This is a genomic window from Capnocytophaga leadbetteri (genome assembly GCF_003054025.1).
Lineage (GTDB): Bacteria > Bacteroidota > Bacteroidia > Flavobacteriales > Flavobacteriaceae > Capnocytophaga > Capnocytophaga leadbetteri.
Map to the genome: position 1 here is coordinate 1 of NZ_QBKG01000004.1, position 19112 is coordinate 19112.

Annotated in this window: 19 protein-coding genes and 1 pseudogene; 16 read left to right on the forward strand and 4 right to left on the reverse strand. The window is 39.2% G+C overall.

The genetic code is table 11. The features are described 5' to 3' along the window. The 5 genes and pseudogenes from C8P65_RS04855 to C8P65_RS04880 form a co-directional block, all read left to right on the forward strand. Window positions 1-268: pseudogene (locus C8P65_RS04855) on the forward strand (hypothetical protein); the annotation flags it as partial. A gap of 105 nt (window positions 269-373) precedes the next feature. Further along, window positions 374-796 (forward strand): hypothetical protein, encoded by a 423-nt coding sequence (locus tag C8P65_RS04860; RefSeq protein WP_107781793.1) that lies wholly within the window; start codon window positions 374-376, stop codon window positions 794-796. A gap of 1 nt (window position 797) precedes the next feature. Continuing rightward, a complete protein-coding gene (locus tag C8P65_RS12215; RefSeq protein ID WP_245887328.1) occupies window positions 798-1895 on the forward strand; it encodes a hypothetical protein in 1098 nt (365 codons plus the stop codon). 166 nt (window positions 1896-2061) lie between these two features. Continuing rightward, entirely contained in the window at window positions 2062-2505 is a 444-nt protein-coding gene (locus C8P65_RS04875) for a hypothetical protein (RefSeq protein WP_107781797.1), read from the forward strand. A 135-nt stretch (window positions 2506-2640) separates the two neighbouring features. Next, complete coding sequence (locus C8P65_RS04880) at window positions 2641-3087, forward strand: hypothetical protein (RefSeq protein ID WP_107781799.1); 447 nt, start codon at window positions 2641-2643, stop codon at window positions 3085-3087. A 647-nt stretch (window positions 3088-3734) separates the two neighbouring features. On the opposite strand, the gene C8P65_RS04885 is transcribed toward C8P65_RS04880, so the two are convergent. After that, a complete protein-coding gene (locus tag C8P65_RS04885; protein WP_231121867.1) occupies window positions 3735-4526 on the reverse strand; it encodes a helix-turn-helix domain-containing protein in 792 nt (263 codons plus the stop codon). A 234-nt stretch (window positions 4527-4760) separates the two neighbouring features. Between C8P65_RS04885 and C8P65_RS04890 the strand changes: the two genes are divergently transcribed. The 11 genes from C8P65_RS04890 (at window position 4761) to C8P65_RS04940 (ending at window position 14457) form a co-directional block, all read left to right on the forward strand. Next, window positions 4761-5213 (forward strand): cupin domain-containing protein, encoded by a 453-nt coding sequence (locus C8P65_RS04890; RefSeq protein WP_009388372.1) that lies wholly within the window; start codon window positions 4761-4763, stop codon window positions 5211-5213. Between the two features lie 12 nt (window positions 5214-5225). Then, complete coding sequence (locus tag C8P65_RS04895; protein WP_107781801.1) at window positions 5226-5990, forward strand: MBL fold metallo-hydrolase; 765 nt, start codon at window positions 5226-5228, stop codon at window positions 5988-5990. Window positions 5991-6007: 17 nt separating this feature from the next. Further along, complete coding sequence (locus C8P65_RS04900; RefSeq protein ID WP_107781802.1) at window positions 6008-6910, forward strand: radical SAM mobile pair protein B; 903 nt, start codon at window positions 6008-6010, stop codon at window positions 6908-6910. Between the two features lie 169 nt (window positions 6911-7079). Beyond that, window positions 7080-7370 (forward strand): DciA family protein, encoded by a 291-nt coding sequence (locus C8P65_RS04905; protein ID WP_107781804.1) that lies wholly within the window; start codon window positions 7080-7082, stop codon window positions 7368-7370. A gap of 4 nt (window positions 7371-7374) precedes the next feature. Next, window positions 7375-7917, forward strand: a complete 543-nt coding sequence (locus C8P65_RS04910; RefSeq protein ID WP_107781806.1) for a GNAT family N-acetyltransferase — start codon at window positions 7375-7377, stop codon at window positions 7915-7917. Between the two features lie 6 nt (window positions 7918-7923). Next, window positions 7924-9261, forward strand: coding sequence for a dihydroorotase (locus tag C8P65_RS04915; RefSeq protein WP_107781808.1), 1338 nt, complete (start codon window positions 7924-7926; stop codon window positions 9259-9261). Window position 9262: 1 nt separating this feature from the next. Continuing rightward, window positions 9263-9673: a DUF4296 domain-containing protein gene (locus C8P65_RS04920; RefSeq protein WP_107781810.1), complete on the forward strand. Its 411-nt coding sequence runs from the start codon at window positions 9263-9265 to the stop codon at window positions 9671-9673. Between the two features lie 14 nt (window positions 9674-9687). Continuing rightward, complete coding sequence (locus tag C8P65_RS04925) at window positions 9688-10359, forward strand: DUF4271 domain-containing protein (RefSeq protein ID WP_107781812.1); 672 nt, start codon at window positions 9688-9690, stop codon at window positions 10357-10359. A 56-nt stretch (window positions 10360-10415) separates the two neighbouring features. Then, complete coding sequence (locus C8P65_RS04930; protein WP_107781814.1) at window positions 10416-11165, forward strand: uroporphyrinogen-III synthase; 750 nt, start codon at window positions 10416-10418, stop codon at window positions 11163-11165. A gap of 124 nt (window positions 11166-11289) precedes the next feature. Further along, window positions 11290-12843, forward strand: coding sequence for a phosphoethanolamine transferase (locus C8P65_RS04935; RefSeq protein ID WP_107781816.1), 1554 nt, complete (start codon window positions 11290-11292; stop codon window positions 12841-12843). A gap of 102 nt (window positions 12844-12945) precedes the next feature. Further along, a complete protein-coding gene (locus tag C8P65_RS04940; protein WP_107781818.1) occupies window positions 12946-14457 on the forward strand; it encodes a GH3 auxin-responsive promoter family protein in 1512 nt (503 codons plus the stop codon). An 86-nt stretch (window positions 14458-14543) separates the two neighbouring features. Here the strand turns inward: C8P65_RS04940 and C8P65_RS04945 are convergent, their stop codons facing one another. The 3 genes from C8P65_RS04945 to C8P65_RS04955 form a co-directional block, all read right to left on the reverse strand. Further along, complete coding sequence (locus C8P65_RS04945; protein ID WP_107781821.1) at window positions 14544-16835, reverse strand: TonB-dependent receptor; 2292 nt, start codon at window positions 16833-16835, stop codon at window positions 14544-14546. 192 nt (window positions 16836-17027) lie between these two features. Further along, complete coding sequence (locus tag C8P65_RS04950; RefSeq protein ID WP_107781823.1) at window positions 17028-17645, reverse strand: 4'-phosphopantetheinyl transferase family protein; 618 nt, start codon at window positions 17643-17645, stop codon at window positions 17028-17030. Window positions 17646-17977: 332 nt separating this feature from the next. Next, entirely contained in the window at window positions 17978-18955 is a 978-nt protein-coding gene (locus C8P65_RS04955; RefSeq protein WP_107781825.1) for a pyruvate dehydrogenase complex E1 component subunit beta, read from the reverse strand. Between the last annotated feature and the right edge of the window lie 157 nt (window positions 18956-19112).

A 19112-nucleotide genomic window follows, 5' to 3' on the forward strand; every position in this document is an offset into this window, starting at 1 on the left:
GTTTGAAAAGTACAACATCAAAAAAGCAAATGATACTGCCGAAGATTTTGTTGTTCAAGATAATCTATTGTACTTTTATCTTGCTGAACAACTAAGATTTGGTGTTTTAGACATCAATACCAAGGAAATTATCTATGTTTCAGAACCTATTGCAGTAGTGGAAAGAGATGATAGTTTTACCCAGCTTAAAGATTTAAAAGTCTCAGAAAATAAGGTCTATATATTAGATAGTAATCATACGTTGCATATTTTTGAACGTGAAGAATAGTTCTTGTTTTATCATACTAATTTCATTTCTATTACTTTTACTTTCATTTAGTAAGCATAGAAAAACCCTAAGAAATATACGCCTGAAAACATTGAGCATATAGATATGAAGTTTGAAAAAGCTTTAGATGATATCTGTGCCAACTGCCGTTATGACGTGAAGTTTAACACTAACCGAAATGAAGGTCTACCTTTATTTGAAGAGTTCAAGAGTTATAATAGCGAAACGTGGAGTAAAATAGCTAATGATAAAGGATTTATTCAACAGTTTAAAAGCTACTTGAACACAGAAGGTATCGAAAAAATAGAAGATTTAGCTTATGTGATCAACAGTAATAAAGCTAATATAAATGAGGTAAAACAAGCTTTTAAAGAAGTGTTTAAGCGTAATAGTGATGAAATTTTAGAGATTATGAGCCCTGAATTGAAGAAAAGTTTAGGACTTATAAATAAAAATAGAGAAGAAGTATTTAAACTACTAATAAAAGACACCAATTCTCCACTTTATAACTTTATAAAATCACAATAAAATGTTTAAACTAAATTCTAAAATAGATAATGTAAGAGATTATGTTATTTATAAAGGCAAACCTTATTACATCAATACATCACGTGAAATTCAATGTGGTGAAAAGAAACAGATGCTTTATAGAACACCACTAAGCCCGCTTGTTATGTTTAATAATAAGTTCTATTGTTCTGAATGGAATAATAATTACAAAATTTTTGACGAAAATTTGGAGTTGGTAGAAGAAGGCGAAGATAAAGTTTTTTTATATTTATCTAACGATTATTTAGAAACACAATATTCAAATGAATATCTAGAGGATATTACTGCTATTATAGATAGAAAAGAAAACCTCATAGTATTAGGTGAAATTGACAAATTTTCTATAAGTTTTTTCCAAATGGATATATATATATATATATATATATACAAAAAGAATAAAATATATGATGATGTAATGTCTGTCAGAGCTTTTTCTATTCAAGAGAAAGAGCATCTATGGGAGTTTTCTCTTGCTTCATTTGGAAAGTGGAAAAATTCGTGGGATGAAGAAAGATTTTTTGAAGTATATAAACTTATTGGTATATACAACAATATTTTTTGGGCTTTTATAGAGTTGGGAGGCTTTGTAGGCTTAGATATTGAAAGAGGAGAATTAAAATATCATATTACTGAATATGATCAATCTATAGGAAGAACTATTTGCAAAGGCAAAAATTTTTTTAGAAGTGATTATCTCTTAGACAATGAAAAAGGGAAAATTATTGGTATGGCTATAGATGTCTTTATTGAAATAGATTTAACCCAAGAGCCTCCTTTTGTTACTCAATATGGCTTACAGGAAGAGTTTGAAAAGTATAACATCAAAAAAGCAAATGATACTGCAGGAAGTTATGTTGTTCAAGATAATCTATTGTACTTTTATCTTGCTGAAAAACTAAGATTTGGTATTTTAGACATCAACACCAAGGAAATTATCTATGTTTCAGAGCCTATTGCAGTAGTGGAAAGAGATGATAGTTTTACTCGCCTTAGAGATTTAAAAGTCTCAGAAAATAAGGTGTATATCTTAGATAGTAATCATACGTTGCATATTTTTGAAAGAGAAGAAAATGCCTAGACTATTGCTTTTAGTTATAAAAGCAGAATTATATATTTATATGAAAAAATCAGATATAACACCTCAATTAAAATCAGAGTAGTTAGAAAAATTAAATAAGGATTATCCTCAAATAAAATTTGAAATAAATTCTCTTGATGATTTTATTAACTAAAGAATATTAGAAATGAAAAAGATAAAAGACCTTTATATTGCTAAAGAAAAATTTAGTAATATAAATAAAATCGAAAAAAAAATAGACTATGAAAAATGGAAAAAATTCATTGACACACATAAGGATTATTTTATTTGGAATGAGGATACAGAAGATGGTATTTTTAGAAAAGACAATATAGATAAAATTCCTGATTGGGCAAAGGAGGGAATCTTAAGAAGTTTAAATAAAACAGAGTCTTATGCCGAGTTCAATAGTGAAAAAAAATACTATGAAATTCGCATCTGTTTTATCGAAGAATTAAATGTTATATCAATAACTTCGCAGAAAAGAATAACTTTAAAACATCTTAAAATGCTTTTAAATATGGCAAATTACTTAGATGCACTATTGTTAATAGATGGAAAAACAGTAATTGACCAGCAATTTATTGAAGAATTGGAGAGAAAACAATAAAAGCTATTTATATGTCTAAGGAAATATAACTAATGATTTGTTAACATTTTGGCAAAAAGAACTCTCTAAGAAAACAAGAGAAACAAAAATTAAATTTGAAATTAGAGCATTAGAAGATTTTATAAAGTAGAAAATATGAAAGAAGTAGAAAAATTAAGAGAGTTATACATAGTAAAAGAAAAAAATGATTTTCTAATAAAAAATACAAATAGAGTAGACTATCAAAAATGGGCTGAATTTGTTGAAAAAAATAAAGAAACCTATACGTGGTTTGAAGATACAGAAAAAGGGAAAAATATCTTAAGGAATATAGATTCTATCCCAAATGATTTTAGAGATAGTTTCGTTAGCCTATTGAAAAAAGTTCGTTGTTTCTATAATTATAGAAATACAGAATATGACTATTCTATAGGGTTTTCTGAGCAAAGTGATAAAGTTATGATATCTTTTGAAAAAGAAATTACTCATAAAGAACTAAAGTCTTTTTTGGATATGGCAAATTACTTAGATGCTCTATTATTAATAGATGGAAAAACAGTAATTGACCAGCAATTTATTGAAGAATTGGAGAGAAAACAATAAAAGCTATTTGTATGTCTGGGGAAAATATAACGAATCTGTTAACATTTTGGCAAAAAGAACTCTCTAAAAAACAAGAGAAACAGGAATCAAATTTGAAATTAAATCATTAGAAGATTTTATAAAGTAGAAAATATGAAAGAAGTAGAAAAATTAAGAGAGTTATACATAGTAAAAGAAAAAATGATTTTCCCCTGAAAATAAAAATTGTTTTAGTATATATATGGATGTGTGGAAAACGACTTTTGATTTTGTTCTGAAGAAACAAAATGGGAAATATAAAGTAGCTGTTGAAATTCCTACTGCATAGTTAGATAACAAATAAATATGATAAATTAAAAATAAAATAGATTCTATACCTTTTGAAGCTAGGATGGAAATCACTGAAAAGTACCATTTATCAAGAGCAGGTAGATATGCGTATAGGAAAAGTAAAAAAGGAAATGCTTTATTTGAAGTTAGAAGTCGTTGCTCATTTGCTAATTATATAGTATCTTTGCTACGAAAATGGAGAGGTATGTATCGCTGAAATCGCTACTCAATAAAGGCAATAAGCGTATATTGCTGAATGGATAACGGCACTTGAGCAGAGATATCTCTGTTTCAAGTGCCGTTCGTTTATTGGTAAGTTTTTGCGTTTAACCATTTTTCTATTCTTCGGTAAACTGTTGTCCTTTATATTCTTCTTTAAACTCCGTAACCGTCTGTCCTGTTTGTTTTTTGAAGAAACGCATTAAATGTCCTGGCTCTGAGAAATTAAATTCGTATGCCAATTCACTGGTGGTTTTGTCAGTGAAGAGTATTTCATTCTTGATTTCTGCAAGCAGACGTTGTTTGAGCAGATGTATGGCCGTTTGCCCATATTGTGCTTGTACAGAAGCATTCAATGTAATGCGGCTGATGTTCAGCATGGCTGCATAGTCGGCCACTTGCTGGTATTGGCGAATATGTTTCTCTAAGAGTTGCTTGAACATAAAGGCATGGTGGTTCTTGGGAGCATCAAAAGGCAGATGGTATTGAGCAGAATACCTACGATTAAGGGTCATAAGCAGATAATGAAGCAAGGATACGATGATGTGATAGCTATCGGCAAGAGGATGGTTGAGTTCTTCTTTTATCCGCACAAGCAAACGCTCGTATTCTTGTTGTTCTATAGCAGTAGCCAACAGATAGGGTGGGAAATCTGTTTGGTAGCAATAAAGCAAACGATAAGTAAAGAAAGGATCGGCAAGATAGGTTGAAAGAAAGTCATCACGAAAAACAAGGAAACGATAATCGGTTTGGCTTTCATTAATATGCCACTCTTGATGGATGTGCGGCGAAAGTATCAGCACCGTATTGTCTTTCAACGCGATATGTTGAAAGCCATAACGCAGCCACCCAGATGCTTTCCTGAAGAAAAACAACTCGAAAAAGTTAGTTTTGAAACACGGATACTCCATCAATACACCACGCAACCGCTGGTGTGTATCAGTATTGAGGTTGAAGTCTACACCACATTCCGTTTTGCTGAAGGGAACATATGTAAGTTCTTTGGGACTAATCGCTAATTTCATAGGACAAATGTATGAAAAATAAACGAGTTATCAAAATGGTAGAACATATATTGTTAATGGTAGAATGCGTCTTTGTTTTATGCCCTACCTTTGCACCCGTAATCAAAAACAAATATTATCATGAAAGAAATTCAAATTGTAGAAAAAGGTGAGAACTTCACCACGGTGAACGTAGGTAAGTTGAATGAAATTAAGGAATATGAGTTGGCTATGGGCAATTTCTCTATCCCGGGAAAGATGTTTGCTGGTCATGCATTGCAAGCGACAGGCGCAGAATTGTCTTTCCAAAGTCTTGCCGCTGGGCAGGATTATGGCACACGCCATGCCCATAAAACCCACGAAGAGCTTTATTTCATTCTTAAAGGTGAAGGCATTTTCGATGTAGATGGCAAACGATTTCCCATTTCGGAGGGAAGCATCGTGAGAATTGCGCCCAATGGCAAACGCGCTTTCAAGAACACAGGTAGCAGCGAAATGCTCGTGCTTTGTGTACAATATAAAGCAAATTCGTTCTCTGATGATGATGAACCACTGAAAGATGCTATTATGCTGGAAGCCAATGTTAAACTTTAATTTTAATAAACAATGAATATCCAGCAAATAAGAAATGCAACGATAATCGTTGAATATGGGGGAAAGAAAATTCTGATAGACCCTATGTTGGGAAAGAAAGGCTGCATGCAGCCTTTCCCCTTTAGTAGAAATCAACACCTGCGCAACCCACTTCATGAACTACCTTTTCCTGTAGAAGAGATATTAAAAGGTGTAGATGCGGTGTTGCTTACCCATCTACACGATGACCATATTGATGAGGCGGCCTATGAAATGATGCCTAAAGATATACGATTTTTTGTGCAAGACAAAAACGATCGGCAGGTGGTGATGTCGCATGGATTTAATCATGTGGAAGTTGTTGGCAACAATACAAGGGTCGGGGAAGTGAGCATACAAAAAGCCGAAAGCCAGCATGGTAATTTCATTATGAAGTATCCTGCCGGACATACAACGGGTTATGTATTCACTCATCCACAAGAAAAAACGCTCTATCACGCCGGAGATACCATTTGGTATGCTGGTGTGAAACGCAATTTGAAGCGTTTTCGCCCCGAGGTTATCACTCTTAATGCAGGTGGCAATGGCTTTCGCTTGGGTGGACGCGTTATTATGAACGATGAAGATGTGGTAAAAGTTGCTGCAGCTGCACCTAATGCAAAGATATTTGTGACGCATCTTGAAGGCGTAAACCATAATAGTGTGACGCGTGAAATGGTGAGAAAGTGTGCTGAAGCGGCTGGAATATTAAATCGTGTCTTTATTCCTGAAGATGGAGAAAAGGTAGAAAATTTATAAAAAATAAAAGAATAAATATGACAGAAACACTCATTGGAACGAAAGAGGTGCGCAGCATCATAACCAAGTCGAACCTCCCTGTTGGTGGTTATTCGGTGAATCCATATGTGGGTTGCACCCATGCTTGCAAGTATTGTTACGCCTCATTTATGAAGCGCTTCACAGGACATAAAGAAGAATGGGGCAGTTTCTTAGACGTGAAATATTGGCCTGCAATCAAGAATCCGAAGGAATATGCCGGACAACGGGTGGTTATTGGATCGGTGACCGATGGGTACAATCCCGAAGAAGCAACTTTCGGCAGGACACGTAAACTGCTTGAAGAGTTCAAAGACAGCGATGCAGAAATACTCATTTGTACAAAGAGTGACCTCGTGTTGCGTGATCTTGACCTGTTGAAACAAATGAAGAAAGTTACCGTATCGTGGTCAATCAACACGCTTGATGAGACATTTCGTGCCGACATGGACAAGGCCGTGAGCATAGAGCGGCGCATCGCAGCCATGCGAAAAGTCTACGAGGCGGGCATCCGAACAGTTTGTTTTGTGTCGCCTATCTTTCCCGGTATCACCAATTTCAAAGCTATTTTTCAGGAAGTGAAAGATATTTGCGACCTCTTTTGGCTTGAGAACCTCAATCTGCGGGGTAGTTTTAAGGCTAACATTATGGGTTATATCAAATCACAATATCCCCATTTGTTCCCACTTTATGAAGAAATCTATCTGCATAAAGACCGAACATATTGGAAGCAATTGGAGCAAGAAGCCGCGAAAATGGCGCAGGAGGCTCAATGTAAGTATGTGGATAATGAATTGCCTTACGAACGAAGTCCGAAAGGACATCCCTCGATAGTGAATTATCTTTATCACGAAGAAATCAGAGGGTCAGAAAATACGGGTAAAAGGAATGTTATACAATAAAACAGATGTGTATCTCTACTGTTGTTTGAAAAAGCCTGTCCAAATCATCTAAGAGTCTATCTTCTCTTATCTTCTTGTCAAAAAATTAATCTCCTTTGTATGAGCTAATTACATTATTTTTTGTAGTTTTGCTTTTTATTCATAATTTTGCGCCAAAATAAACTTTCTTATGGACGCTAATACCCATACGCTCGGCGAAATGGTGCGCCTGTATATTCAGCAAAATAACCTCAGCTACGGGCTCTATCGCGCGCAGCTGCCCACCCTTTGGGCTGAACTAATGGGGGCTCCGGTAGCTAAGTACACCTCGTCGGTAGCGCTGAAAGGAACTACCCTTTTCGTACAACTGACCTCGCCTGCCCTTGCCCAAGAGCTTAGCTATGGGAAAAGCAAAATAATAAGTACCCTCAACGAAGCCCTCGGCAGTGAGGTTATACAAAAACTGGTTTTCTTACACTAATACTATGATACGTAACGCTACTCCCTCCGATGCCCTTGCCGTTGCCCCACTGATGTTTCAGGCAATGGAGGAAATCGTCTATAAAATGATTGGCAAACCTCATAAAGAAGAGGCTATCGCTCTACTAGCACAGCTATTCGCCCAAAAAAATAACCAATATTCGTACGAAAACGCTTGGGTATATGAGGAAGCGGGTAACGTAGTAGGGTCGGTTATAGCTTACGATGGGGCGCAATTGCACGCCTTGCGCACTCCGGTGTTGGCACTCATTCGCAGTAGCTATGGTATAGATATTGTACTTGAAGATGAGACCGCCGCTGGTGAACTGTACATCGATACGCTAAGCGTATTGCCCAGAGCCCAAGGGCGCGGGATAGGGTCGAAGCTCATACGCCACCTATGCGAGGTGAGCTCGCAGCCCATAGGGTTATTAGTAGATGTAAATAACCCTGAAGCTGAACGCCTCTACACTCGGTTAGGTTTTGAATACGCTAATCATCAGGAACTTGCTGGAGGAAGGTATAAACATTTGATACTAAAAATATAACGCCTTATGAAAACCCTAATAAAAAACGCAACGCTCGTGAATGAAAACGAGCTACAAGTGGCTGACCTCTTGATAGAGGATGAGCGCATCAGTAGGATAGGTGCTAACCTTCATCCGAAGGGAGATTATCAGGTAATTGACGCTACTGGGAAGTATCTGCTGCCTGGGGTGATTGACGACCAAGTACACTTTCGCGAACCTGGTCTTACCCACAAGGCTACTATCGCTACCGAAAGTAAGGCGGCTGTGGCTGGAGGGGTTACTACTTTCTTTGAACAACCCAACACCGTACCCCAAACGGTAACCCTTGAACGCCTCGAAGAAAAATTTGCTATCGCTCAGAAGAGTTCGTTTGCTAACTATTCGTTTTTCCTTGGGGGTACTAACGATAACCTTGAGGAACTAAAACGCTTAGACCCTAAGGCTTGTGCAGGGGTGAAGCTCTTCTTGGGTTCGTCGACCGGCAATATGTTGGTAGATAACGAGAAGACCATAGAGGCGATTTTTAGCAATGTGGATTTGGTAATTGCTGCCCATTGCGAAGATGAGGCAACTATTAGAAAAAATCTGGCTCACTATCAGGCGCTATACGGCAATGATATTCCGATAGACCTGCACCCACATATACGCAGTGCAGAGGCTTGCTATCTGTCGTCGTCGCGGGCTATCGCTTTGGCTAAAAAAACAGGAGCCCGCTTGCACGTGTTCCACCTTTCGACCGCTGCCGAAACAGAGCTTTTCGGCAATAATATTCCGCTAAAAGACAAGAAGATAACCGCTGAGGTATGTGTGCATCACCTTTGGTTTTCAGAAGACGATTATACTACTCGCGGGGCGTTCATCAAATGGAACCCTGCAGTGAAGACTGCCGAAGACCGCGCCGCCCTATGGCAAGCACTCTTAGACGACCGCCTTGATGTTATCGCTACTGACCACGCCCCTCATACGCTAGAAGAAAAGCAGCAAAAAGGCTATACGAATATCCCTTCTGGCGCTCCGCTAGTGCAGCACTCGCTGGTAGCGATGCTCGAAAAGGCACACAAGGGGGTTATTTCACTTAAAAAAATAGTAGAAAAGATGTGTCATAACCCTGCTATCCTCTTTGATATAGAAGACAGAGGTTACCTACGCGAGGGCTATTACGCTGACTTGGTGCTGGTGGATATGAACGCTCTGTGGACGGTGCAAAAGCAAAACTTGCTGTACAAGTGCGGCTGGAGTCCGCTGGAAGGACAGCAGTTTCACGTGCGAGTAGTGAGCACTTTCGTAAACGGGCAATTGGCTTATAACAACGGGCAGGTATGCCCTACCCCCTACGGAAAACGTGTAACCTTTAACCGATAATATGAAGAAAATCATTTATATAACAGGGCTGCTGAGCCTTGTGGCCTGCAAAAAGAATATAGTGCCTAAACCTGACCATTTTTTAGATGAGCATCAGATGGAATCGTTATTGTACGATTTGGCGCTATTAGAGTCGATGAAAGCAACAGAATCGCATACCTTGGACTCGCTACAGTTTGATGCTAAAGCGTTTATCTATCGGAAATATGAATGCGACAGTACGGCACTGGCGCAAAATATGGTGTATTACGCTTCTTTTCCGAAGCAATACGACCAAATAGTGCACAGGGTAGATGAACGGCTGAAAGCACAACGCGACAGCCTTAATAAGGAGATGCAGAGCGCTCCGCCCATTGAGCCTAACATACCCAAAAGACCTCCCCTACCGCCTTTGGATAGTATTCACCCCTAAAAAAACAAAAACGATTGGAACCTATTACGCTACATCATTCGTACCTGACGTGGGTATTCCCCGCCTTCCTGCTTATATTTGGGTTGGTGGCTTTCTTGCGTGCGTTTTACCCCAAGCATTTTGCCGACTATGAGCGACTGTTAGTAAACAATAAATACATAGCTATTTACGGCAAAAAGGAGCGCAAGTTGCATCTTTTTACGGTGGTACTCTACCTAATGCAGTGCGTGTGTTTGGCACTGCTCATCTACGTAGGGATGAAATACTTTGGTATCAAGAGGCTCTTTAGTGAGCGTTTTATGTTTTTGGAGCTAACCCTATCGGTAATAGGAGTGCTGCTACTGAAGCTAATGATACAGCGTTGGATCAGTAGTCTTTTTGATCTTTCGGAGTTTTATAAAGACTATGTATTTGTGCGCATAGCCTACTCATCGTATGCAGTTATAGGGGCGAGTTTGGTGCTTTTTGTAGGAATTTACAGTTCATTAGTAGGAGTAACACTATTGACAGTGTTATTTATTACACTACTGATTATTAACGCTTTAGGATGGATAAAAATTATTAAAAACAATCTAAAAGAAATAAAACCCTATATTTTCTATTTTATTTTGTATCTTTGCGCCCTTGAAATCGCACCCTACGTCTTCCTTATCTACGGGGCAAGGCTGGTGATAGCTCATCAATAATAGTGTGCTTTTTTAAGTAAATTAAGAAGACTTATAGAGTGTAAAGAAAGAAATTTATGAAGGTAAAATCAATTTTAGTATCGCAGCCTGAGCCCAAAGCGGAGAACTCTCCATACTCTCAGATTATCGAAAATCATAATGTAAAAGTAGACTTTGTACCCTTTATAAAAGTAGAAGGAATGACAGCAAAAGATATTCGTATGCAGAAAATAGACCTTACTAAGTTTTCAGCAGTTATTCTAACGAGCCGGAAGTCAGTAGATCATTATTTTCGAATAGCAGAAGAGATGCGATTTAAAGTGCCCGATACGATGAAATACTTTTGTCAGTCAGAAGCTATAGCTTATTATTTGCAGAAATATATCACTTATAGGAAGCGGAAGATATATGTAGGCAAAAAAGAGTTCTCGGAATTATTGCCTATACTGAAGAAATACAAAGATGAGAACTTTCTTTTCCCAGGGTCTGACTCGCCTAAGCCTGAGGCTACCGCAGCGCTGAACGACCTGAAAATAAAATGGGAACGCGTGGTATTCTACCGCACCGTATATTGCGATATTTCGGCTATCAAAAACAATAAATACGATATACTTACATTCTTCTCGCCTGCGGGTATTGAGGCTCTTTTTAAGAGTTTCCCTGACTTCTCGCAGAAGAAAACCAAAATAGCTGTGTATGGTGACGCTACCCTGAAAGCGGCTGAAGAGGCAGGGCTTGTAATAGACATTAAAGCCCCCTCACCTGAAAGCCCTTCGATGACCGTAGCACTTGACCACTACATCAATAAGATGAATGGGAAGAAGTAATTGGATAATTAGCAAATTTGGAAATTAGCAAATTAGCAAATGAAAAAATTAATAACATTGCTGGCGTTTAGGTGCTGGCAATGTTTTTTTTATTATTTTTGCAGCTGATTTATTATAAAAAGTGATGAAACTAAAAGCGTATTTGTTTGAAATCTTACTACTCCTGTTTTCGGTAGCTATCCCATTTGCCCTTGATATGAATCTGGCGGTCTATGGTATGCTGGCTACCTTTCTGCTGTTTTTGGCATTAAGACGTACTTACTACGGGTTGTTTTTAGTGGCTTTTGGCTTTATTGCGATTACTTGCGTGCTGTTTTTGCCTCAGATTATATGGTTTGGTCACCCCCCTGCTACTATGATAGGGGCTTTCTTTGAAACAGACTTTCGCGAAAGCAAGGAGTTTATGCAATCGCTGCCCCTATATGCCTATGGGGTATCGGTGCTGACGCTATTCTTCAGCATCTATATACTATACTTAGGAAAGAAAAAACGCTATGTGCGCTCGCGTAAGCATTGGCTCATCACAGGGGTAATGGCATTGGTAGGAATAGGGCTAACGGTATATCGCCCTTTAAAAAAGATAGAGGAAATAGGTAGTTTTAGCTGGGAAACCTCGCGCACTGCCCCTATCGCTTTTTACGCCTCGATTTACAATAATATAGAGCGCTATCAGCAGTTGCGCAGAGAGCTGAACGAACAGCTAGCAGGTGAGCCTACGTGGCAGATAGAAAGCAGTGCGCCTGCCTATCGCAACTACGTGTTGGTAATAGGCGAGAGTGTGCGCCGCGACTATATGTCGGTGTATGGGTTTCCGATAGAAAACTCGCCTTTTCTGGAGCAAGTGAAAGGCACCATATTAGAAGGCTATACCGGAGCAGCCCCTAACACTACTACGGCACTGCTACGTATGTTTTTACAGCGCAAAGGCGAAGAGGAGTTCGTGTATGAAAATAACCTCATCAGCTTAGCTAAAAGGGCGGGATTTGAGACCTACTGGCTCTCGAATCAGGGTTCGGTAGGTACGTGGGATACGCCTATCAGCAAGATAGCCTCGCTGTCTGACCATCGCACTTTTACTAAAATGGGCGAGTACGACTCGATGAACATCTATGACTCTGCCCTACTGCCGGTGCTGAAGCGCTATTTGCAGCAAAAGAGCCATAAGCCACGCCTGCTAGTGGTGCATATTATGGGGTCGCATCTGTACTTCCCTGAGCGTTTAGAAAACCCCATACACTACGATTATTACAACCGCAACTTTTCGGCTTATCTGCAGACTATTGAGCAGACTGACCATTTGTTATCGGCGATATACGCAGCGCTGCAAGCCCAGCAAGAGCCTTTTTCGCTGCTCTACTTTGCTGACCACGGGCTGATGACCAAAGATAGAGGCTCTTATTCCGCTACCCTTACCCACGGCGATACTCACCCCAACAAAGCGTGCTACCGCGTGCCTTTTGCACTTATAAACAGCGATGACACTGAGCACAAGCAAGTGAAGGTAAATAAGTCGGCTTTTCAGTTCTTAAGTGGGTATGCGCATTGGTTGGGCATTAGAGAGTGCAGCTTAGACAGCCATTACGATTTCTTGTCGCCTACCCCTGACACTCTACAGGTATTTGACCAATACAAGAATGTACCTTTTGCCGATTTGGCAGAAGATGAGGTAATAAAGTAATGGGCATTTGGTTATTTAGACGGAAATATATATCTTTGTAGCCGCAAATCATCGATACTCAGGTAAAAGATAATTAACTAACACATTATCAGCAATAATAAGATGCCATTAGCACTATTTAATTCTATCACATCGTGGTTCCTCAAACGCCGCATAGACCAAATTCAGGAGTTTGTACAACACCCCCATAGGGTGCAAGAGCGCGTATTGCTCGAGCTGACTAATGCCGCTAAAAACACTGAATTAGGCAAGGCTTATAACTTCGGAGAGGTAACCAACTATCAGCAGTTTATACGCAATACCCCCCTTACTACTTACGAATCATTTGAGCCTTTTGTAGAGCGTGCAAGGCGTGGCGAACGCAATATCTTTTGGCATACCCCTATCAAATGGTTTGCTAAGAGTAGCGGTACTACCAACGCCAAGAGCAAATTCATACCCGTAAGCGAAGAGGCACTACAGCAGTGCCATTACAAATCGGGTAAAGATATGCTGTGTTTGTACCTCAATAACAACGAGGATTCTAATCTTTTTAAAGGGAAAAGTTTGCGCTTGGGTGGTAGCAAAGAACTATATGAGCAAAATGGCACTTATTTTGGCGACCTATCGGCTATACTGATTGAAAATTTACCTTTTTGGGCTGAACTTAGTTGTACCCCCAGCAATAAGGTGTCGCTAATGAGCGAGTGGGAAAGCAAGCTAAAAGCTATCATCAGAGAAGCTAAAAACGAAAACGTTACGAGCATAGCAGGGGTACCATCGTGGATGCTCGTACTGCTCAATAGGATATTAGAGGAAACGAAAAAAGAGCATCTGTTAGAACTGTGGAAGAACTTAGAGGTGTATTTTCACGGAGGCGTGAGCTTCACCCCTTATAGGGAACAGTACAAGCACATTATCCCTTCTGATACCTTCCGTTACTACGAAATATACAATGCTTCTGAAGGCTTCTTTGCTATACAAGACCGAAATAATTCTGACGAGATGTTGCTGATGTTAGACTATGGTATTTTTTACGAGTTTATTCCGATGGATACCTTTGGCACTCCTGAGCAAACTATAATCCCTCTTAGCGAGGTAGCAATAGGCAAAAACTACGCAATGGTGATTACTACGAATGCTGGCTTATGGCGCTATCTGATAGGTGACACGGTGCGCTTTACCTCTGTGAGTCCTTATAGGATAAAGATTACAGGACGCACGAAGCACTTTATAAATGTATTTGGGGAAGAACTTATCATAGAGAACGCCGAGCGCGCCCTTGAGAAAGCCTGCGAGCAGACGGGTAGCCATCTGATAGAGTACACCGTAGCCCCTATCTTTATGCAAGATAAGCTAAAAGGCGGACACGAATGGGTGATAGAATTTGACGCCCCTCCGGCAAATCTGGAGCATTTTACTGAGGTATTGGACACTGAACTTAAGAAACTCAACTCGGATTATGAGGCCAAACGCTATAACAATATGACCCTAAATATGCCTAAAGTGCACCAAGCGCGCACAGGGCTCTTCCACGATTGGCTAAAAGACAAAGACAAACTAGGCGGGCAGAACAAAGTTCCGCGTTTATCTAACAGCAGGGAATATGTAGAGGAACTGCTGAAGCTATTATAAAATTATTTAGTTTTTCAAAAAAGGATTGCCAGCACATACAAGTACTGGCAATCCTTTTTTGTTGTTTTGTGAACTATTATTAATTGCTACATCTTCACCTTTAAGCCTACGAATACTGTACGAGGCAAAGCAGGCCCATAGATATAGTCGGCATCGCGTTTAGCTCCTTTATCGAAGTCGTTTTGGTACTGATTAAAGAGGTTTTTCACTCCGCAGCTCACTTCTAAAGGGAAGAAGTTGCTAGCGTTGATTTGATATGAGGTGTTTAGCCCTATATCTACCAATCCTTTAGTAGTTTCTAAGCGGTTTTCAGCTATATAACCCGCTAAGTGCACTACTTTCATACTTCCGGTATACACGGTTACAAGATTGATGTCCCAGTTAGGGCGTGGCTTGTAGGTAGCTAGCAAGTTACCATATACATTAGGGGTTTTGAGTAGCTGGTCGGTGAAAATATTGTCTTCAGGATTTTGGGTGCTGTTGTACTTAGCACTTTGTATAGTAGTAGCTAACTGAAAGATAAATTGCTTATTAGGGCTATACTTCAACTCGATATTAAGTCCTTTTACGATTGCCCCATCGGTATTAAACTTCTCTTTTACTTTCAAGCCATTTTCTTCACCTATATCGCGATAGTCGAAACGGTCGTGTAGAGCCGTATAAAAACCTTCTATCATCGCTACAAACTGATGTGCCTCGTGGGTATGGTTGTACTCGAATGAAGCGGTAAAGCTATCGGAAGTTTCTTTTTTAAGGTCGTCAGAGAGTTTTACACGGCGTACCTCGCCACTAGGCAATTCGCTATGTACATCTTCAGAATAGAAGAAAGGAGCACGGAAGCCACGCCCATAAGAAGCACGTGCTATGAAGTTCTCATCAATATTATACAACACACTTGCACGTGGGTTTAGCACTGTGATGCTGCTCTTGAGAATATCAGAAGTTACATTGTCTAAACGAAGACCTCCTAATACCTTTACTTTAGGCGAAATACGCCAGTCGGCTTGAGTGAAAGCACCGAAAATATTAGCTTTTTGGTTTACTGCCAAAATAAGAGGATTTACGCGTTTTTCGGATATTTTATCGTATTGATACTCTAACCCTGAAGTCCATTGTAGGTTGCCTTTGGCTATAGGCACATAAGCGGTGTGCTGCCCTCCGAACGCCCAGATGTGCTCTTTGGTAAGTCCGTAGTTGCCGGTTGAAGCCTCGATATCATTTCCTTCTAAACCACCGTAATAGTTATCGGCACGAGTGCGTTCGCCACTGGCATAAGCTGTAAACTTATGATTATAAGCAGGCGAGAAATACTCATAGTTAGCAGTACCTCCTACCATTTGAGTACGGATACTCTCGGCTATATCAGCAAGGTGTTCAGGTTCGTCTAACTTGTTACCCCCGCGTCTGTTTTCATTGCTCATATTCACTTCACCGGTGAGCTTATGGCGGTCAGTAAAATCGTTGAAGAGTTTAGCTCCTACGTTTAGGTTGCGCAAGCGAGTTATCTCGGTAAAATCATCGCCGTTAGCATCATAGCTCTGACGAGCGCGGTGTAGTGCGTGAAATGAAATCCCTCTGGTGTAATTGTCGCTTATTAGTGACCCATTTAGCGAACTTACCACATCGGCAGCTTTGCCCGCGATAAGGCTGCTAACTATCCCTGCTTGGGCTTCGTTTTTGATAGGGTTTTTAGTGATAACATTTATAGTACCCGCAATGGCATTAGAGCCGAAGAGCGCTGAGCCCCCACCGCGTATTACCTCAATACGCTCAATCATATTAGCAGGAATCTGGTCTAAACCATACACCCCATTAAGCGACCCAAATATAGGGCGACCATCGATGAGTATTTGCGAGTAAGGCCCGTCTAAGCCATTGATACGCACTTGGGTAGTACCACAGTTCTGACAGTTTACCTCAGTGCGCAACCCTGGCTGAAATACCAAGCCCTCTACTAAGGTATGTGCCTTGGCAGAAGCGAGTTCTTTAGTGCCTGTTACACTTACCAATACGGGAGCCTCTTTGCGATTCTCTTTGGTTTTAGTAGCGGTTATCACCACCTCGTCAATACCTAAGACGTCTTCTTTTAGATTAATAGGGAGTTGAACTGTTTGGTCGGCATTGATGATTATTTTATCGTTATGAGGTATATAGCCCAATGATTGTACTTTTAGGCGATACTCACCAGCAGGCAAGCTAAGCGTATATTGCCCGTTGCGGTCGGTAGTCGTCCATTTTTTGATGGTTTTGTTTTCAAGCTGAATAGAAACAGCCTCTAAAGGTAAGTCTGAAGAAGTAACCTTACCGGTAATAGTGCCATTCTGCGCAAAGCCAATAGCACCAATAAACATAGCAATTGCTACTAAATACGTTTTCATATATCTTATCTAAATTGAATTATTCGGGGCAAAGATAAAACGTTTTTAGATAACACGAAAATTTTTAACATATTATTTTTAGACAAATTGAATTTATATATTTTAGACATACAAAAAAGGACTACCTATAGGCAGCCCTTTTATCTTTAAATTTCCTTTTTTAATTGCTAATTATCAATTCAACATTCATAATTATTTAATGTGTAGGCAATAGCTCAGCACGAAGTCGCTTATAAAATGAAAGAACACTTCATATACTGTTTTCTCTACTTTTATCTCGGTACGTGTATCTGTAGGAAAAAAATCGCGTACTTTGATATCGTTGAGTGTAAGAGCTGGATTGCCGTGTACTTTGAAGCCCACCTCTTTAGCGCACCAAATCATAGTAAGTTTCTGTATGATATTTTCGAATGAAAACGCTGCAGCACGATAGTCCCAATGAGTAAACTTTGGGGCTATACGTATGATTTTATCTCTCTTTTTCTCTATATCTACTCCTACGCCTCTGTTGCTGATAATCACAGCTACTTTGTCAAACGAATGACTAATAGAAATCTGTTTGCCATCGCTTAGGAAAGGTTTCCCATTAGGGTCATAAAACAGCGCATTTGGAGCGTAACCTAAATTCTTAAGTAAGACCCTTGTTGCTAAAAAATTCTTCTTACCTTTTTCGTTGTGTATTGCCTGAAACATCTCATTTTGCTGAGGTGTAAGGCTCACTCCCTCTTGCAAAGTAGCAAGAGGTTCTTGAACATCCCAGACGTATAATCGGGATTTCTGATCAATGTCTATTGTTTTAATTAAAGCCATATTATTATTTCTTTCATCTGAATTTCACTACAAAAGTAGAGATTTTTTGATTTCTACACAAATGTACAAGAGGTAGGGTTCTTTATTTAACATAAAAATTTTACTAACAAATGTATTAATTATATTAAAATTTGGCTGTTTATTAATATTTTATATACGTTTATTTATTAAATCAATGCAAAATAGTTCGTTGTAAATTTAACATTGAAAAGTTACAAGTTTAACATCGTATTAACAGTCATACTGACAAAAAAAGTCCTTGTGGAAGAGAGACCACAAGGACTAAAAAAATAAAATATAACTTTAAAAAAATAAAAATGATATGCTAATTCTTATTTGTAAAGTACTTTTTTCACTGCTTTTACTACATCGTCAACGTTAGGCAACCATTCTTTTAGTAATTCTGAAGAGAAAGGTGCTGGGGTATCAGCTGTAGTAATACGCTGTACAGGTGCGTCTAAGTAATCAAAAATGTTCTCTTGTACTTGGTAAGTGATTTCAGAAGAAACACTGCTGAAAGGCCAAGCCTCTTCGAGGATTACTAAACGATTTGTTTTCTTCACTGAGTTGAAGATAGTTTCAAAGTCCATTGGGCGGATGGTACGTAGGTCGATAACTTCGCACTCTATACCTTCTTGAGCCAAAATATCAGCTGCCTTGTAGGCTTCTTTAATGATCTTACCAAATGACACTACGGTTACGTCTTTACCTTCGCGTTTGATATCAGCTACTCCTAATGGAATAGTGTACTCTTCTTCAGGCACTTCACCTTTATCACCATACATTTGCTCTGACTCCATAAAGATAACAGGGTCATTATCGCGTATAGCTGATTTTAGTAGCCCCTTAGCATCATAAGGGTTAGAAGGAACTACTACTTTTAGCCCTGGGCAGTTAGCATACCAATTCTCAAAAGCTTGAGAGTGGGTAGCAGCCAGCTGACCTGCAGAAGCGGTAGGGCCTCTAAATACTATCGGAATATTAAACTGACCGCCAGACATTTGGCGCATTTTTGCTGCGTTATTGATAATTTGGTCAATAGCTACAAGCGAAAAGTTGAAGGTCATAAATTCTACTATAGGACGGCAACCATTCATAGCAGCCCCTACTGAAATACCTGCGAAACCGCCTTCAGCTATAGGGGTATCGATAACGCGCTTAGGTCCGAACTCATCGAGCATTCCTTTAGAGGCTTTGTAGGCTCCGTTATACTCGGCTACCTCTTCGCCCATTAGATAAATAGACTCATCGCGACGCATCTCTTCACTCATCGCTTCGCAAACAGCTTCTCTAAATTGTATCGTTCTCATTTATATGAAAATTATAAAATTAAAGTATATAACTAAAATTGTCTGTTATTTTTCTTTTTGAAAGCACAAAAGTAATAATAATTATTGAATATCCTACATTTTTGCGACTTTTATTTCGCATTTTTTTTTTAATATATTGTTTTATAGCTATTTATAT

Excerpts from the sequence above, each read along its gene's own strand:
- C8P65_RS04860 (WP_107781793.1), top strand. The coding sequence starts at position 374 with ATGAAGTTTGAAAAAGCTTTAGATGATATCTGTGCCAACTGCCGTTAT.
- C8P65_RS12215 (WP_245887328.1), top strand. The coding sequence starts at position 798 with ATGTTTAAACTAAATTCTAAAATAGATAATGTAAGAGATTATGTTATT.
- C8P65_RS04875 (WP_107781797.1), top strand. The coding sequence starts at position 2,062 with ATGAAAAAGATAAAAGACCTTTATATTGCTAAAGAAAAATTTAGTAAT.
- C8P65_RS04880 (WP_107781799.1), top strand. The coding sequence starts at position 2,641 with ATGAAAGAAGTAGAAAAATTAAGAGAGTTATACATAGTAAAAGAAAAA.
- C8P65_RS04885 (WP_231121867.1), bottom strand. The coding sequence starts at position 4,526 with ATGGAGTATCCGTGTTTCAAAACTAACTTTTTCGAGTTGTTTTTCTTC.
- C8P65_RS04890 (WP_009388372.1), top strand. The coding sequence starts at position 4,761 with ATGAAAGAAATTCAAATTGTAGAAAAAGGTGAGAACTTCACCACGGTG.
- C8P65_RS04895 (WP_107781801.1), top strand. The coding sequence starts at position 5,226 with ATGAATATCCAGCAAATAAGAAATGCAACGATAATCGTTGAATATGGG.
- C8P65_RS04900 (WP_107781802.1), top strand. The coding sequence starts at position 6,008 with ATGACAGAAACACTCATTGGAACGAAAGAGGTGCGCAGCATCATAACC.
- C8P65_RS04905 (WP_107781804.1), top strand. The coding sequence starts at position 7,080 with ATGGACGCTAATACCCATACGCTCGGCGAAATGGTGCGCCTGTATATT.
- C8P65_RS04910 (WP_107781806.1), top strand. The coding sequence starts at position 7,375 with ATGATACGTAACGCTACTCCCTCCGATGCCCTTGCCGTTGCCCCACTG.
- C8P65_RS04915 (WP_107781808.1), top strand. The coding sequence starts at position 7,924 with ATGAAAACCCTAATAAAAAACGCAACGCTCGTGAATGAAAACGAGCTA.
- C8P65_RS04920 (WP_107781810.1), top strand. The coding sequence starts at position 9,263 with ATGAAGAAAATCATTTATATAACAGGGCTGCTGAGCCTTGTGGCCTGC.
- C8P65_RS04930 (WP_107781814.1), top strand. The coding sequence starts at position 10,416 with ATGAAGGTAAAATCAATTTTAGTATCGCAGCCTGAGCCCAAAGCGGAG.
- C8P65_RS04935 (WP_107781816.1), top strand. The coding sequence starts at position 11,290 with ATGAAACTAAAAGCGTATTTGTTTGAAATCTTACTACTCCTGTTTTCG.
- C8P65_RS04940 (WP_107781818.1), top strand. The coding sequence starts at position 12,946 with ATGCCATTAGCACTATTTAATTCTATCACATCGTGGTTCCTCAAACGC.
- C8P65_RS04945 (WP_107781821.1), bottom strand. The coding sequence starts at position 16,835 with ATGAAAACGTATTTAGTAGCAATTGCTATGTTTATTGGTGCTATTGGC.
- C8P65_RS04950 (WP_107781823.1), bottom strand. The coding sequence starts at position 17,645 with ATGGCTTTAATTAAAACAATAGACATTGATCAGAAATCCCGATTATAC.
- C8P65_RS04955 (WP_107781825.1), bottom strand. The coding sequence starts at position 18,955 with ATGAGAACGATACAATTTAGAGAAGCTGTTTGCGAAGCGATGAGTGAA.